The 15,524-nt window shown below is 40.3% G+C and carries 15 protein-coding genes and 1 pseudogene; 3 read left to right on the top strand and 13 right to left on the bottom strand.

The window, feature by feature from the left end; all coding sequences use genetic code 11:
• Positions 1–327 precede the first annotated feature (327 nt).
• Positions 328–1,782: a sigma-54 interaction domain-containing protein gene (locus tag ACE198_RS10365; protein ID WP_375375490.1), complete on the top strand. Its 1,455-nt coding sequence runs from the start codon at positions 328–330 to the stop codon at positions 1,780–1,782.
• Between the two features lie 88 nt (positions 1,783–1,870).
• Here the strand turns inward: ACE198_RS10365 and ACE198_RS10360 are convergent.
• The 3 genes and pseudogenes from ACE198_RS10360 to ACE198_RS10350 form a co-directional block, all read right to left on the bottom strand.
• Positions 1,871–2,827, bottom strand: a pseudogene (locus ACE198_RS10360) (isocitrate/isopropylmalate dehydrogenase family protein); the annotation flags it as partial.
• A 252-nt stretch (positions 2,828–3,079) separates the two neighbouring features.
• A complete protein-coding gene (locus tag ACE198_RS10355) occupies positions 3,080–3,541 on the bottom strand; it encodes a phage tail protein (protein WP_375375489.1) in 462 nt (153 codons plus the stop codon).
• Between the two features lie 12 nt (positions 3,542–3,553).
• Positions 3,554–4,033: a GyrI-like domain-containing protein gene (locus tag ACE198_RS10350; protein WP_375375488.1), complete on the bottom strand. Its 480-nt coding sequence runs from the start codon at positions 4,031–4,033 to the stop codon at positions 3,554–3,556.
• A gap of 111 nt (positions 4,034–4,144) precedes the next feature.
• Between ACE198_RS10350 and ACE198_RS10345 the strand changes: the two genes are divergently transcribed.
• Positions 4,145–5,107 (top strand): helix-turn-helix transcriptional regulator, encoded by a 963-nt coding sequence (locus ACE198_RS10345; RefSeq protein WP_375375487.1) that lies wholly within the window; start codon positions 4,145–4,147, stop codon positions 5,105–5,107.
• Between the two features lie 411 nt (positions 5,108–5,518).
• Here ACE198_RS10345 and ACE198_RS10340 read toward each other — a convergent pair whose 3' ends face one another.
• The 3 genes from ACE198_RS10340 to ACE198_RS10330 all read right to left on the bottom strand — a co-directional run bounded on the left by ACE198_RS10340 (position 5,519) and on the right by ACE198_RS10330 (position 8,267).
• Positions 5,519–5,737: an RpnC/YadD family protein gene (locus ACE198_RS10340; protein ID WP_375375486.1), complete on the bottom strand. Its 219-nt coding sequence runs from the start codon at positions 5,735–5,737 to the stop codon at positions 5,519–5,521.
• Positions 5,738–5,761: 24 nt separating this feature from the next.
• Entirely contained in the window at positions 5,762–6,886 is a 1,125-nt protein-coding gene (locus ACE198_RS10335) for an NADH:flavin oxidoreductase (RefSeq protein ID WP_375375485.1), read from the bottom strand.
• A 115-nt stretch (positions 6,887–7,001) separates the two neighbouring features.
• The gene (locus ACE198_RS10330) at positions 7,002–8,267 is read right to left on the bottom strand and encodes an MFS transporter (RefSeq protein ID WP_375375614.1); all 1,266 of its coding nucleotides are present in this window, start codon (positions 8,265–8,267) and stop codon (positions 7,002–7,004) included.
• Between the two features lie 316 nt (positions 8,268–8,583).
• On the opposite strand from ACE198_RS10330, the gene ACE198_RS10325 reads away from it, so the two are divergent.
• Positions 8,584–8,964, top strand: a complete 381-nt coding sequence (locus ACE198_RS10325) for a YkvA family protein (RefSeq protein ID WP_375375484.1) — start codon at positions 8,584–8,586, stop codon at positions 8,962–8,964.
• A 68-nt stretch (positions 8,965–9,032) separates the two neighbouring features.
• Here ACE198_RS10325 and pqqE read toward each other — a convergent pair whose 3' ends face one another.
• The 7 genes from pqqE to ACE198_RS10290 form a co-directional block, all read right to left on the bottom strand.
• Positions 9,033–10,175 carry a pyrroloquinoline quinone biosynthesis protein PqqE gene (gene pqqE / locus ACE198_RS10320; RefSeq protein ID WP_375375483.1) on the bottom strand — a complete coding sequence of 381 codons (1,143 nt, stop codon included), beginning with the start codon at positions 10,173–10,175 and terminating at the stop codon, positions 9,033–9,035.
• On the bottom strand, positions 10,150–10,491 hold the full coding sequence (gene pqqD / locus ACE198_RS10315; protein ID WP_375375482.1) for a pyrroloquinoline quinone biosynthesis peptide chaperone PqqD: 342 nt from the start codon (positions 10,489–10,491) through the stop codon (positions 10,150–10,152). The genes pqqE and pqqD overlap by 26 nt, the downstream gene beginning before the upstream one ends.
• A gap of 47 nt (positions 10,492–10,538) precedes the next feature.
• On the bottom strand, positions 10,539–11,279 hold the full coding sequence (gene pqqC / locus ACE198_RS10310) for a pyrroloquinoline-quinone synthase PqqC (protein WP_375375481.1): 741 nt from the start codon (positions 11,277–11,279) through the stop codon (positions 10,539–10,541).
• 5 nt (positions 11,280–11,284) lie between these two features.
• Entirely contained in the window at positions 11,285–12,211 is a 927-nt protein-coding gene (gene pqqB / locus ACE198_RS10305) for a pyrroloquinoline quinone biosynthesis protein PqqB (protein WP_375375613.1), read from the bottom strand.
• On the bottom strand, positions 12,199–12,453 hold the full coding sequence (locus tag ACE198_RS10300) for a hypothetical protein (protein WP_375375480.1): 255 nt from the start codon (positions 12,451–12,453) through the stop codon (positions 12,199–12,201). Before ACE198_RS10300 ends, pqqB begins: the two co-directional genes overlap by 13 nt.
• A 417-nt stretch (positions 12,454–12,870) precedes the next feature.
• Positions 12,871–13,335 (bottom strand): hypothetical protein, encoded by a 465-nt coding sequence (locus tag ACE198_RS10295; protein WP_375375479.1) that lies wholly within the window; start codon positions 13,333–13,335, stop codon positions 12,871–12,873.
• Between the two features lie 120 nt (positions 13,336–13,455).
• Complete coding sequence (locus ACE198_RS10290; protein WP_375375478.1) at positions 13,456–15,387, bottom strand: outer membrane protein assembly factor BamB family protein; 1,932 nt, start codon at positions 15,385–15,387, stop codon at positions 13,456–13,458.
• Positions 15,388–15,524 lie beyond the last annotated feature (137 nt).

Here is a 15,524-nt window from a genome sequence, read left to right as displayed (position 1 = left end):
GAATATTATACCTCTTATATGGTTGTACTAAGGATTTGCTCGTTTAAGTTTCTGCATTTCTTATAACTATCCCCCTTTCTAAAAAGCCTTTGCAACCAATTTCATTTGTGAAATACAGAATTTTGTAATCTCCCGATTACTCATCTATAATAATGCAATTATCATGCCAACTTAATTCTAGTAAAATGTCTATAAATTTGTATGATTTATAGACATCCACTAGATTAGCTTTGTCAATATTTTAGACATTTGTATATTAAATTGACAATTATCAAAAAATATATTATTTTCAGATATGTAGGCGTTTAATTTAATTGGGGTGATCTAATGTTATCTTCCTTGAATGTTTTTGAAATAAGTTCCTTTTTGACAAATATTTTTGATTCCATCTATGAAAGTTTTGAAATTATAGATAAAAATGGGGACTTTATATTCATTAACCGAGCAGCTGAAAAAGAATTCGGTATTGTTCGAGAAGAATGGATCGGCAAAAATGTAGAAGATTTAATTCCAAATTCTATCATTGCAAAATCGTTACATACTGGGGAGCCTCAAATTCTCAATCATATTTATGTCCTTAATAAAAACTTCATTGTACATGCCTCACCTTTAAAATATAAAGGAGAAGTGGTAGGTGCTGTTGCTACACATTGGGATGACTCTGAAATGAAAAAGTTAAAGTCTTCCATTGAAAGTGTTTATTTAAACGAATATATTAATTATCTAGAAAATGAACTGCATCGCGTTCAAATGTTACCTTTAGAAATGAATGATTTTATTATTTCCAAGGGAAGTCCTCTTGCTGAAAAACTTTTAAAGCTAAAAAGGTTGGCACCAACAGATATTCCGATTTTGATTCGAGGAGAAAGTGGCGTTGGAAAAGAATTAATAGCTAAAAGTATTCATGAGTTATCGAATCGTAAGGGAAAACCTTATATAACGATTAACTGTGCAGCTATTCCAGAGTCATTATTAGAAAGTGAGCTTTTTGGTTATGATGAGGGAGCTTTTACCGGAGCCAAAAAAACCGGAAACAAAGGGAAATTTGAGTTAGCAAATGGAGGCACTATTTTCCTAGATGAGATTGGCGATATGAGTTATCACCTGCAAGCTAAGTTATTGAGGGTACTTCAACAGAAGGAACTAGTTAGAGTTGGAGGAAGTAAAGTTATTTCATTGGATGTGCGTGTAATTACTGCAACCAATCGGAATCTTGAAAAAATGATTGCAAATCATAGTTTTCGAGAAGATTTATATTATCGAATTAATGGCTTTACAATACAGATTCCACCATTGCGTGAGAGAAAATCTGATATTGAAATTCTTATTTTACATTTTTTGAGAGAGTTTTCTTATAAATACAATAAGCAATCGGATATTAGTCAAGAAGCTAAAGAATTTTTAATAAACCAACCACTACCGGGTAATGTCCGTGAGTTAAAAAGCGCTTTAGAACATGGCTTTGTTTTAGCAGAAACTAGCGAGATTCAAATTACAGATTTACCTGGAACCAGTATTGATGATGATCGAAAATATAGTTTTAGAAAGCCAAGCCTTGATAGCGATAATGCCTCTTTTACACCTAATCTGACCAACTCTCTAGACTTTACAGAAAACATAAGAAAATTGGAAATTGATTTAATAATTCAGGCTCTTAAGCGTACTAATAATAATCGATCAGAAGCAATTAAATTGCTTGGAATTTCTCGACAATCTTTTTATGATCGTCTAAAAAAATATGAAGATGAAATTATCAAGACTCATAATTATAATTTAGTATAAAAAAATGCTGCAATATTTCAGTATCTAAAAATATAAACTCCCTTCATTAATTGAAGGGAGTTTTAAATGTTAAGCACCAGTTCTCGTTCTACCCGTTTATTTTCTCCGCATGATGATAACGAATTTTTCCTGCCACGGCTTCTCCAACTTCTTTAGTTGTACAGTTACCACCCATATCTGGGGTAAGTACTTTTCCTTCTACCAATACTTGTTCGATTGATCTTAAGATTTCTCTCCCCCAGCCTTCATGACCAAAGAAATCTAATATTTGGCTTGCTGACCAGATAGCTGCAAGGGGATTAGCGATATTTTTACCAGCAATGTCTGGTGCAGATCCATGTATAGGCTCAAACATCGATGGAAATTCACGGGAAGGATTGATATTTGCCCCCGCAGCAAGACCTAGTCCTCCTGCAATTGCAGCACCTAAATCTGTAATAATATCGCCGAATAAATTCGAAGTGACAACAATTTCGAAACGCCATGGCTGTTTAACAAAAAACATTGCTGCAGCGTCGACTAAGTAAGAGTTTGTTTGAACATCTGGATATTCTTTTGCCACTTCTTCAAAAACCTGATCCCAAAAGACCATTGAATAATTTAATGCATTTCCTTTACTGACACTGGTGAGTGATTTCCCTTGTTTTCTAGCTTCTTCAAATGCATAGCGGATAATTCTTTCCACACCCAATCTTGAAAAAACTCCTGTTTGTAATACAACTTCATTGGACTTTCCTTTAAAAAGCCAATCACCTGCTCCAGCATATTCACCCTCACTATTTTCACGAATTACCAGCATATCAACCTGCTCGCGGGTTACATCTTTTAGTGGACATGGTGCTCCTTTTAACAATTTAATGGGACGCAGATTTACATACTGATCAAACCCTTTGCGGATTTTCAATAAAAGGTCCCATAAAGAAATATGATCAGGAACACCAGGATAACCTACAGCACCAAGATATATAGCATCAAAGGATTGAAGCTGTTGCAGTCCATCCTCATCCATCATTTTTCCGTGCCTTGTATAATATTCACATCCCCAAAACAGCTACGTCCTTTACAAAATTGATGAAGGAGTCTTCTGTCAGTGAACGATAAAAAATGAGTTCCAAACCCATAAATAAGGAATCTGGAACTCATAATTTTTTAGTTTATAAATCAAAACAATGATATAAGAGAAACGAACAGGTCTATCTACTCCCCATACAATGTTTAACTCCATGTTAGAGGAACTATTTGAACCACCCTCTATTTGATAGAGAGTGCTGCTATATGAATAGTTGTATTGTTTACTTTAATATTCTCCTTTAATGACAAAAAACGAACCCCTTATCGTTCCAGCTAGTTTCGACTTCTGCCTGGCAAACTTAAACTTCCCTTCTAACTCCTTTGGTACCTCCATCCCCTCAGAAAGCTTAAAACCAACGGCCCGCTTCTTTGGGTTATCAATCGTATACATGGCATTGACACTAAGCCCATCCTCATAAAAAACGTAGGCCATTTTGATATTTTCCACTTGAAAAAGCGACGTTTCCAAAGGTTTGGCTGCAAACTCAATATCACGTTCTTTTAAAATTTGGTTCACATAATCAAGGGTTTCTTGGCTTTCACTAGCTGGTTCTACCGTAAATTCATGTTTGTATTTATTCATAAAGTAACGAGCTTCATTTGCACGTAAACCAGCAAGCGCTTCTGCGACTGGTGAAGACTCTAAACCCACCGTAGATACATTTTTAAAATCAACACGATAGGACATTTCCATCCCTCCTTATTTCCTGACAACAGGAATCCACATTTCACCAAATACTAAACCGTTTCGCAGCCCCATCACAACCGACGTATTGGGCCCGCCCACATAGGCAAATTCCTGTGCTTCTGGCAAAGCTTGACCGAAAGCAATACCAGTAAGCATATTGCTCAACTCTTCCGCATTGTTCCCTTCCCCTTTAACAACTAGGTATTCACCTTTAGGAAATTGGATCATTCGAGTTGCCTCTGGCAGCGAAGTCTCTGTCATAACGCCTGCATAATGCATCATCTTGTTATTCACCGCTTCGTTCACAGCAAAAACGTAGTCATTTGTCGCAACAGATTTTAACGTATCAAGTGTGCCATCTTGTTTGACGGCCTGCCAAAAGTCTGATTTTTCTTTGGTTATACCCGCATAGTCCGTGTAATTACTCTTTAGCTCCGTTCCAAAACCTAACACCGTAAAGCTGTCTTTTTCTTCAATCGTATAATTTGTCATATTCAAAACCTTCCTTTTTTTAAAATGGAATCAAATGATTTCTCTTTTCATTTGATGAGTTTATAATAGCGTTAAATCATGTCAAAAAATGATACTGTTTTGGAGGCCACGATGAAAAAAGTTGAACGGATTAATACCATCATGCGGTATATCAACAACCGTGCCCACTTTACCATTACCGAAATTATGCAGGAATTTAACATCTCTCGTTCTACCGCCATTCGGGATATCAGAGAAATTGAAGCCATGGGGATGCCGCTAGTCGCTGAAGTTGGAAGGGATGGGGGTTATTTTGTCATGAACAACTCTGTCCTACCCACCGTTCGCTTTACGGATAATGAAATTAGAGCTCTATTTATCGCCTTTATGGCCACAAGAAATCAACAACTCCCCTATTTAAAGAGTCGACAGTCATTAGCTGAAAAATTACTTGGCCTCATCTCAGAATACCAGCAAGAAGACCTTGTACTGTTAAATCAAATCTTGCTTTTTGAAGGGACGAACCCCCATAATCCCGACCTGCTTGATCTATCAGACCTTCCCCATCCGATGTTAGAAAAACTAATTCAACTCCTGCTGATGGATCGTTATTTATTAATTACGATTGAAGAAGAAAAAATAATTAATTCTTACCCCATATATCTCTTACACCTGTACCGTGAAAAAAGCTTTTGGCTAATTGAAGGCTTTGACTTAATGGAAGAGAAGCAACGAATTTTTCCTGTCGACAATCTCACCAATGTAGAACTTTACACTACGAAGCAAAGACTAAGTGAGAAAAGGATTTTGGAAAGACTCAACAAGCAGGAAACTATAATCAATCTGGTCCTTGAATTGGGTCCAAGGGCGATTGCCCAGTTCAAAAAATACCATCCTTTAAAAGTTTCCATTTCCTATACGGATCCTTACCAAACCACGGCGGTTCTAAAGACCTTTATCAATATTAATAACATAGAAGAAATGGCCGAAATAACCAATTGGCTGCTTTTCCTAGGTGGGGATATCAAGGTCAGGGAAATGCCGGAAGAAGTCTTGGATGGTATAAAAGAGAGATTATTCCTATATTCCCCATAATTGGCGCTAGTTAAAACCACATATAGATGCGTTAGGTGAACCGTGACAAAATCAAGTGAGGTAATCTTTTTAAATAGAAACAGCACCATTCCAATTAGTGTGGATGGTGCTGTTTACATTAGAGGAACATTTGTTGCATGAAGGGTCACACCCGCGCTACTTCGGCTCCCTGATTAATTTGATAGGCAGGAACTCTTGTGTCCGATACAATTTTCTTTTCCTTTTTCGTGATTAAAGTCAAATTTATTCTAGGCAGCAAAGCTCTGGCTGATTTCTTTTTTCATCAGTCATGCGGAGTCAAGATGATGAATTAAAACTTCAGTTTTTCGACGACTGAGAATATCAGGTCAATGAACTGTGCTGTAGCGGCTTGTCCAAACGGATTACCCAAAAAGGTGCCTGACCCCCATCCTACAGCCGCTCAATCTCTTCTATTTTCAGCTCTGTTATTTCAGCAATTTCTTGAATGGGCTTCCCCTTTTCTATCATCCTTTTTGCAACTGTCCTAATTGCTTCCAGTTTTCCTTCTTGTCTGCCTTTCTCAAGGCCTTCTTGATTTCCAAGTTCTCTTCCCCGTTTTTCATATGAATTAATAATTTCCATCACCTTATCTGCCTCTTTTGCACTCATTTCCCGTACCTCTTCAATATGTAATTAAATCAAGTATGTCTCGGATTCCTTCGTATAATGCACGACTTGATTAAGATGGCCATTTTTGAGTTTTACTGCCCATTCTGGATCCGCTAGTATGGCACGGCCAATGGCTACATAGTCAAATTCGCCTGCTTTGATTTTTTCATCGACAATTTTGAGATTGTCTTCTATTGTTACATGATCATTATCCTGATTGCTCAGAAAGGCACGGTTAATTCCGACAGAACCGACCGCAATTGTTGGTTTATTGGTTATTCGTTTCGTCCAGCCGGCTAAGGTTAATGATGGATCTTCCTCTTTAAATTCAGGTTCCCATATTCGTCTTGTAGAGCAGTGGAAAATATCTACACCAGCTTCAACCAATGGGGTAAGCAATTGTTCCAGCTCCTTAGAGTTCTTTGCTAATTTAGCTTGATAGTCGGTTCCTTTCCATTGTGAATAACGAAAGACAATTGGAAAATCAGGCCCGACTTCTCTCCGGCAAGCCCGAACGATATCTGCTGCGAATTTTGATCGCTCTTCTATATCCCCGCCATACTCATCTGTACGTTTGTTCGTTAGTTCCCAAAAAAATTGATCAATTAAGTATCCGTGTGCACCATGCAACTCAATTCCATCAAAGCCGATACGCTTTGCATTTGCGGCCGCTTCAGCGTAGGCATCAATCATTTCAGCCACTTCGTCTTTCGTTAAAGCCTTTATTTTCTCATTTCTCTGGCCTTTTAACGTAAATCCAGACGGACTGACTGGGGGTGCGTCAATATTTGGTTCACTGCCTGCTTTTCGGGCAGCACCTACATGCCATAATTGTGGAATGATTTTGCCGCCTGCTTGGTGGACTTCCTTCACTACATTTGCCCAGCCATTTAAGGCCTTCTCCCCATAAAATCGGGGAATATTGGGGCTCATGACTGCAGCTGGGTGATTAATCGCTGTCCCTTCCGTAATGATGAGCCCAATCCCATTCTCGGCACGTTTTCGGTAATATTGTGCAACATTTTCTCCCGGGATCCCTTCCGGCGAAAACATTCTTGTCATTGGGGCCATCACTAACCGGCTAGTTAACCTTTCATTTCCAAATGGGACAGATTGTAACAAAGTATGACCTGCAAACTTTTGATCCAAGGCGAGCACTTCCTTTTATTTATTCGTTTGATCCTGCTCCCTTTATTCTATAATTCTAATTTATAAATATAAACTGATAAGTTCTATGTTTATACTAATTAGTTCAACACTCTGATTACCCCGATGAAGCATGGGATTTCATTCGAATTTCGTAGGAGCTGAAGACTTTTCCATATAAATAAGCAAAACTGAATTGTAAACCAGAAGCTATGTAGAAAGGCAGGGCCAGTGAACCAAATCCAAAAAGATAGCCGGTAAAATACGGTCCAATCGAGATGGGCAGCCTGATTGAAAAGATATTGATGCTTGATGCGAAACCACGGCGCATGTCACGAGTCAAACTCACACTCAACGCTTGCTGTGCCCCTTGTGTACCTCTGTTTAAAGCCGTTCGTATGATATACAAGACAGAAACAAGTGCATAGGATGATAGCAAGGGCATCAAAATCAAAAGCAGGCTTGCAATGAAACGAACCAGCACAATGGACCTTATTGTCCCATGTTTGTTGGATAATCTTGCTTGTAAGACCGAGGTAACACCTGTCGCAAAAAAAGTGACAGCCAATGTGCCTCCAATCTGTATACTGCTTACCCCGAATTTAGCCGAAAACCAATATGACATCATGGGTCCCGTAAGTCCAATGGCAATCCCGTTAAGGATGTTAATGGCTGCGAGCTTAAAGACCGCAGAATTTTCTTCGCTTAGGATTCTCTTTTCTTGATTCCCTGACTCCTCTTTTATATATCCTGGTTGTTTATCCATTTTTCCTTCCTGAATGGTTAAAATGATTGACGCTGTCACAAAGGATATAACGAAGATAAAGAAGAATATAGGGCGATAGGAAGTATCTCCATTAAGATTATGATTCCATAAGGCCGTGATCCCCGCCAGCACTGCACCTGCCGCCATTCCGAAAAAGCTAAGAGCATTATTCAGACTATATACCTTTCCACGCTCTTTTTTTGGGATAAAGGCCGCCAGCCAAGCCTGCTCCGCCGGGGCACAAGGACTGGGAGAACCGGCGTCCGCTTTCCCAAAACCTGAAAGTGTGATTGCCATAAATAACAAAATAGTATTTGTAGATAATATCCCAATCAACGCACATCCGGCTGTTAATAGTTCAGAAAAAAGGATAAAGGGTTTTCTCCCTAGTCGATCGCTATAAATACCTATGACTGGGGCTAGTCCTACACCAAGCAAACCTCCGGCAGCAAGCACACTTCCAATCGCCGCTGTGCTCCAACCCAGTGCAGCGAGGTATAGAGACAAATCAACAACTAGCATGCCTTGTCCAATACTTCGAATAGCATTGACCAGCATAAGTTTTTTGGCCGCCGGATGAATTTGTCCGCCTCCTTCTTCATCGTTCTTACCAAACACAAACTTCAAATTTATCACTTCTTTTCTATTTTTCTTCCATCATTTTAAATAATTACGAGGGGATATCGGTAAACCATTGGTTATTTACTCTACTTAAAAGAGTTCCAAATTCTCCTGTCAATTATTCACATCCATTACGGTTTACCTATTAAGGAAACATCACAATGGATGCATTATGTCTTTAGAAAACAATAACCCAAATAGCGGATACAGCATAAGTTGTTTAAAATGGTGATGTTCGAAGCAAAATAATCCGAAAGGATCTGGCTGACACATGAAAAACGAGGATAGTTTATTAGAGAGGGAAGGAAGCGACATGGTTAAGCATCCAAACAAATGGAAGGAATTCATACAAAATATTAAACAAAATATCTATATTGTTTATCTCGCATACCGTCATCCGAAAACACCATGGTATGCTAAAGCATTTTCATTATTGATTGTTGCCTATGCGTTAAGCCCCATAGACCTTATTCCAGATTTTATTCCCGTATTAGGTTATTTGGATGAAGTTATTCTGCTTCCCTTGGGGATATTAGGAGTGTTTACCCTGATACCGAATCAAGTATTGCAAGAATGCAGGGTGATGGCCTCCCGAACGCCTATAATGCTGCGGAAAAATTGGGCCGCAGCGATTGTTATTCTCCTCGTTTGGATCAGTCTCGCCACCACGGTTCTTTTCAAATGGGTCATATAAAAAAGGTGCAAAGGTTATGTACGCAGTCCCTTAGCACCAAATTTACAATCATATATTTTTTTAGAGTTTTATGTTTTTTTTGATACGGTTCTGTCTAGCTGAAATCTCCGATAGATGATAGGAGATGACTGTATAATGGGGGTGCAATTAGCGTCTTCTACAGCTTTTTCAATCAGATAATGTTTTGGCGCCCATTGGCAGACTGGATCCGTCGCATAAGCGTCCCCAGTTAAAGCAAAAGCCTGGCAACGGCACCCACCTCCATCTTGATGTCTTAGTTCACACGAAAGGCAGGGTTCTGGCATCCATTCTTCACCGCGGAAATGGTTAAAAGACTCTGATTCATACCAAATATGACTTAGTGACGAATCAAGAACATTTTCAAAGGAAAAACCCTCAATCATCCCGGCTGTCGGGCAAGGAAGGACTGCCCCATTTGGTGCTACCGTTAAGCCAATCGTCCCCCATCCCCCCATACAAGGCTTAGGTGCCTGAGCATAATAATCAGGAATAACCCAAATGATTTCGATTTTTTTCCCAATGCGCGCTTTTGCGGCGTCATAGATTTCACGGGCACGCTCAATCTGAACACGGCTTGGCAACAGCTGCTCCCGATTGAGCAATGCCCAGTTATAATACTGTGTATTCGCCAGTTCCAGACGTTCAGCCCCCACCTCCTCGGCGAGTTTAATAATCTCATCCAAATGATCAATATTCATTCGGTGCAACACGACATTTAATGATAAATACAATCCGGCTTCTTTTACCGCTTTGCACGCTTCCCTTTTCTTGTCAAAAGCTTTAAAACCGCCGATGATGTCTGAAAGCTTTGCATCGCCTGCCTGAAAGCTCACCTGCACATTTTCCAGTCCGGCATCACAGAGCCGGGCAGCCTTTTCAGTTGTTAATCCCATGCCGCTGGTTATGAGATTGGTATACATTTCTAATTTATTTGCATGGCGGATAAAAACTTCCAAATCGTCTCGTAAAAGAGGTTCACCACCGGAAAAATGAACTTCTACAACTCCCAGATCAGCCGCCTCAGATAAAACACGGCACCACTCCCCGGTAGATATTTCCATTGCCTTTGAAATCATTTCTAAAGGGTTCGAACAATATGGACAATGCAAAGGACAGCGATGAGTTAACTCCGCGACCAAGGAATATGGAGGGGGTGCTCCCTTATTATTCTTTGTTATCGACTGAACCATGTTTATGGATCACCACCCAACCCTGATCCTCCATTTCCCGGAGAAACTCAGAAATATCTGCCTTCATCGTTTTCAAATCAGGCAGAGCACTTGTATCTGCAGTTTCTGTGTCTGCCTTTAGGGAAGCCCTTATTTTTTCAGTGATAGTGTTCACGGTTTGTCTTCCGTCACATAAAGTAAGTATAGATGCAGCCGTTTCGTTCAAGACCACGACCTTTTCCGGTAACAAAAGAAGATTCTTCTCCCTCACCTTATCAAATTTTAATCGCGCCTTTGCTGCGAGTCTTGGAATACTGTCAGCTAAAATTGACTCCACCACCTTTCATTTATTTTTCGGGTAAGTGATAAAATCATCGTTCACTCTTATAGGGGATATGCGTTTTCGATGGCATCAAGTTGTGCCCACAACACATCACACTTGAAACGCAGTGCGGCAACAGCCCTCCTTTGATCTTTTGGAGTTTGGCAATAGGTTAACACAAGTTTAAGGGCTGTATCGGCATCACGCGGCGCCTGTGAAAGGCGATTTTGAAAATATTCCAGTCCTGCACGGTCAATCCACGGATAAAGTCGCTCAATGACCTTCATTCTCTTTGACATTAAATCAGGAGAAAACAATTCGGTTAGGGAGGAAGCGACGGCTTCGATCCATGGTTTTGTCCTCGCGAAGTTTACATAAGCATCCACGGCAAATCGAACACCCGGAACGACTCTGACTTCCTGTGCAACTTCTTCCCGGGATAACCCCACAGCTTCACCAAGCCGAAGCCATGCTTCAATTCCACCTTCTTCCCCTTGCGTTCCGTCATGGTCAATAATTCGCCCAATCCATTCACGGCGCATATCCCTTGATGGCAGCCTAGAAAGAATAGCTGCATCTTTAATCGGAACTGATTTTTGATAATAGTACCGGTTAGCCACCCAACCGCGGATCTGTTCTCTGCTTAATTTTCCTTCATGCATCGCTACATGAAATGGATGTTTGTCATGATAAAAGGAACTTCCAACAGCTTTTAATTGCTCTGTGAATTCATCCCTCGTCCATAATTCTTCCTTTGTTTCATTTAACACCTTTTCTAGGCTAACGAAATCACCTTGATCCAAAATGTTCACACCTCCACTTCCATACCGTCATAGGCAATCTCAAAACCAAGCCGTTCCAATGTATGCCTTTCTATTGAGTCCTTATTTAGAATCGGGTTGCTGTTGTTTATGTGAATCAGAATTTTCCGTTTGGCTGAGTATTTGGCAAGCTTTTCAGCAATGCCCGATGGCCCGCTAATTGGTAAATGTCCCATATTTCTTGCATCGCGCTTGGTTGCACCCAACTCAACCAATTCAGTTTCTGACCAAAAGGTTCCGTCCACCATCAAGATATCCGCCTTCTGGAAGCAAGCTTCTATAGCTGGGGTGATCCTTTCTAAGGTAGGAAAGTAAGCAAGGCATCTGCCGGTACTCTCATTATGAAGAACCAGCCCGACCTCCCAACAATCTCCGGTGTCATTCTCCTCCTTATTTGACCGGGTATAAAGCGGTGGTTTTTTAGAAACGGGGACCGTCTCGATGACGATGGTTTCTTCTTTTCCTACACCCGTAGGTTCTATTCGCTTGCGATGATCAGGGTGAAGAGACTGCCATTCCCATGAACAATAGTTTTCCAGTAGGGGTAACACTGGAAAGAACGACTGCAAACTCTTTCGTACAGTCTCGGTTCCATAGATGGTTAAACAAGAACCCTCCCGTAATGACAATAACCCAATCGTATGGTCGAACTCGGCATCAGTTAAAATAACACCAGCCAGCGGAGTCTCTCTTATACCTGGACCCGGATGCAGGGCAGTAAACGATTCAATCTGTTTGTGAACATCCGGTCCCGCATTGATGAGATACCAATCCATTTCATTCGCACTTACAGCAAGCGATGATTGTAATAACGGCTGGTGCGAATCGTTTCCTTCGCGGACACTATGGCAATTTGGACATGCACAGTTCCACTGCGGAAAGCCGCCACCAGCCGCTGCTCCTAAGACTTTAATTCGAATTTGGCTTCAGTCCTTTCACTAGAGACTTGAATACCTTCTTTGCCAATATCCCTACGTTTACCTAATGCCCTTCCAACTTGCCACCCAATCGCCATATTCACTACAGCCATGAGGGGATACAGGAGATAGTCACCCAATGGTTCTGGGAGCAGGAGATCGACGACCAGCCATCCTCCGGCCATTGCACACCCAATAATCAAGCCAATTATTGATTTTAGGTACCGCTTTATTTTCATATGCCCTACCTCCATTGATTTATAAAACTATTAAATGCATACGCAAGCGGGGTGTGCTGCTAGCCAATATAGGCATACATTGTCACCTCAGGAGATGTATTGATCACTTCATACTCAGGCTTCACCCACATATTTGCTACCCCCTTTCATGACACCCACATTGAAACCTGCGCGGGAGTGTCTGATTTTCTCTTTCAAAATAATCATATGTAGAGAAATATCTCAAAATAACCTTTATTTTGACATGAAGTTGTCCTTATATGGCATTGGTTTTTGCAATATATTGCAAAAAGGGACAAGAACAAAAAAAGAAACAACCTGAGTCCGGATGATGATTGAACTCAGGTTGTTTACGTTATGATTATCTACTTACTAATATAATGATTTATTAAATGATCTAACTCACGTTGTTTTATCTCAGTACTGACTGCTTCTTAAATGAAAATTAACGGTCCATTGTCCATTTTGATTCATAATTCCATGTGTATGAAATGATAATTCAGAATTATCGGATCTGTAATGTTGCAGCTGTGCTATGATCGTTCCTTTATACTCATTATCACTTATTTTCTGAAACGATTCTGATTCCTCACGAACTAACGTATTCCCAATCCAAATATACGGGTTCCCAATCAAACTTTTAGTTTCCGGACTAACTGGAATATTTGAATTTGTGGTTATCGTATAATGCAACTGAATGTCTTGGCCGTGGTTTATGATCGAATAATCATTGATAGTTAACCTGATTCCGTTATCCTCGGATGAACCTAAACCATTACTTGACTGAGCATTGGTCAATGTTGGATAGGCAAATCCAAAGAGTAAGGAAATGCATAAGGCGGCACCAATGAATCGCAGGGTATAAATCGGTAATTTCCTCATTTTAACACCATCCTTATTTTTCGTGAATATCTGATGTTTCGCCAATTTATAATGATCCTTTTAAGAAACAATCTGAGTCCGAATAAGAGAATCAGACTCGGATTGTTTCAGGAGTAAAAATCATTTCTTTTTGGATAGCCATTCCGCTAGTGCTTCAGCCTCTGCACCTTTGGCCATACCTGCTGGCATGCGGTCGCCACCATTAAGAATTTTATTCAAAATGTCCTCTTTAGACATCGTTTTACCTATGTGTTGAAGATTTGGTGCTGTTGCGCCTTGAAGATTATCCCCGTGACAGGAAATACAACTTTTTTTGTAAACCTTTTCCGGATCGATAACAACGTCTGCTTCCCCTTGTAATTTTGCATTTTTATTTATAGCTCCAGGTTTTAACTTACCTCCGAGACCATAAACAACAACTTTCGTACCACCAGTAATGACTGCAACATATTCTTTGCCGTCAACAGTATATATGGAAGGTGCCATTTTGATTTGTTTTCCTCCACTTTGCATGCTCCATAATACTTTACCTGTTTTAATATCAAGAGCATTTACCTTTCCATCCAATTCTCCGTAGAAGGCAAGACCGGCAGCCGTACTTGTGAATCCGCCATACATCGGATCCTTTGTTTTATTTTGATAGACCTTTTTCCCTGTATTCATATCAATTGCTGTAATAGTACCAGAAACCTCAACATCCTTTGGCAAAGGAAGGATCTTTGTTCCTGGAAAGGTATTATTATCTTTTGCAATCTCTTCTGCATCTTTAGCGGCTACCATTAAATTAGGACTATTAATACCTGGAATAAGCACATAGTTGGTGTCAGGGTCATATGTCTGTGGAGCATAACTTTCTCCACCTGGAGTCCCTGGCCATTGAAGTACAGCTTTACTCTCATCGCTTGGTACGTTCGAATTCTGGATTTTTACAAATGGTACCCCATCATAAATAGTCTTCCCTGTTTTTGCGTCCCACGCATACCACTTTCCATTCTTACCGCCTTCAACCACAACCTTTTGCTTTTTCCCGTCGACCTTTGCATTGAGAATCATCGGTGTTGCGGCAGCGTCATAATCCCATATATCATGATCAACTTGAGTAGAATACCACTTCAACTTCCCTGTTTTACTATCTAAAGCGGTGATAGAATCGGTATATGGATTTTTTCCTTTTCTATCTGCATCGTAAAAGTCCGGAGCTGGATTCCCTACTGCAAAATACATCATATCAGTATCTGGATCAAACGACATCGGTGTCCATACGGAACCACCCCCCGTAAATTTACCTTTCGCCCAGCCCGTTCCTCTTTTAGGAACGGTCCAAAATGGCTCTTTCCATAGCGGTTCCAGGGTATCTGCTTTAAACGCCCAAACAAAACCTCGTGTACCATTATCACCGCCGCTGCTTCCAACGTAAACGTTGCCATCATAATACATCGGAGCTGAAGATTCATAGTATCTGTTTTCTAATTTGATCGTAGGTTCATAATCCCAAAAGTTAACCATTTTTAACAGTTTTCCGCTCTTCGCATCCAGTTTGGCCAGACGATTATCGATCATCAAGACAAATACATTCCCATTGGCCACTGCGACACCCCTGCTTGCCACATTGGACTGCCATGGCAAACCATTAATATGATCAAGTACGTCCTTGGGCGGTGTCCATGCCCAAAGCTTCTTTCCACTTGCGGCATCGATGGCAAATACATGATTTTTCGAACTAGTCACATACATGACCCCGTCGTGGACGACAGGGAAATCTTCTTGTAAATTTGGAATATCCTTATTCCAATCTAAGATATCCTGCTGCCATGCAATCCCCATTTTTTTCACATTATCTTTAGTAATCTCTTTATAGGGCACATGTCGGGTATGTTGAAGGTCATACCCCCAATTTGGGAACCCTGTCACATCTTCCTGATTTGCCTGGTTGGATTCCTTGGTTTCCTCTTTTTTGTTTTTTGCATTATTCTTGTCATTATTCGACTGACAGCCAACTATAACCATACTTGCTAGCAAAACTAAACCTAATGACTTTAAATATCGCTTCACGAAAATACCCTCCTGACATTATGAAATAAAACATCGATTTTTGATGATGAATTTTTCCACTTTCAGACTTTAAACCTCCTTAAGTTATTCAAATTTTTATAAGAACATTGGTATAATTACCTAAGGCACAAAAATTA

Origin of the sequence: Neobacillus sp. KR4-4, assembly GCF_042136325.1 — a bacterium.
In the GTDB taxonomy this organism is placed as follows: Bacteria; Bacillota; Bacilli; order Bacillales; family Cytobacillaceae; genus Neobacillus.
This window is presented reverse-complemented; position numbering and strand designations above follow the sequence as displayed.

What these genes read in the sequence shown, in the direction of transcription:
- ACE198_RS10300 (WP_375375480.1), bottom strand. Translation starts at nt 12,453, where the DNA reads ATGAAAATAAAGCGGTACCTAAAATCAATAATTGGCTTGATTATTGGG.
- ACE198_RS10350 (WP_375375488.1), bottom strand. Translation starts at nt 4,033, where the DNA reads ATGACAAATTATACGATTGAAGAAAAAGACAGCTTTACGGTGTTAGGT.
- ACE198_RS10295 (WP_375375479.1), bottom strand. Translation starts at nt 13,335, where the DNA reads ATGAGGAAATTACCGATTTATACCCTGCGATTCATTGGTGCCGCCTTA.
- pqqE (WP_375375483.1), bottom strand. Translation starts at nt 10,175, where the DNA reads ATGGTTCAGTCGATAACAAAGAATAATAAGGGAGCACCCCCTCCATAT.
- ACE198_RS10355 (WP_375375489.1), bottom strand. Translation starts at nt 3,541, where the DNA reads ATGTCCTATCGTGTTGATTTTAAAAATGTATCTACGGTGGGTTTAGAG.
- ACE198_RS10325 (WP_375375484.1), top strand. Translation starts at nt 8,584, where the DNA reads ATGGTTAAGCATCCAAACAAATGGAAGGAATTCATACAAAATATTAAA.
- ACE198_RS10365 (WP_375375490.1), top strand. Translation starts at nt 328, where the DNA reads ATGTTATCTTCCTTGAATGTTTTTGAAATAAGTTCCTTTTTGACAAAT.
- ACE198_RS10345 (WP_375375487.1), top strand. Translation starts at nt 4,145, where the DNA reads ATGAAAAAAGTTGAACGGATTAATACCATCATGCGGTATATCAACAAC.
- ACE198_RS10340 (WP_375375486.1), bottom strand. Translation starts at nt 5,737, where the DNA reads ATGAGTGCAAAAGAGGCAGATAAGGTGATGGAAATTATTAATTCATAT.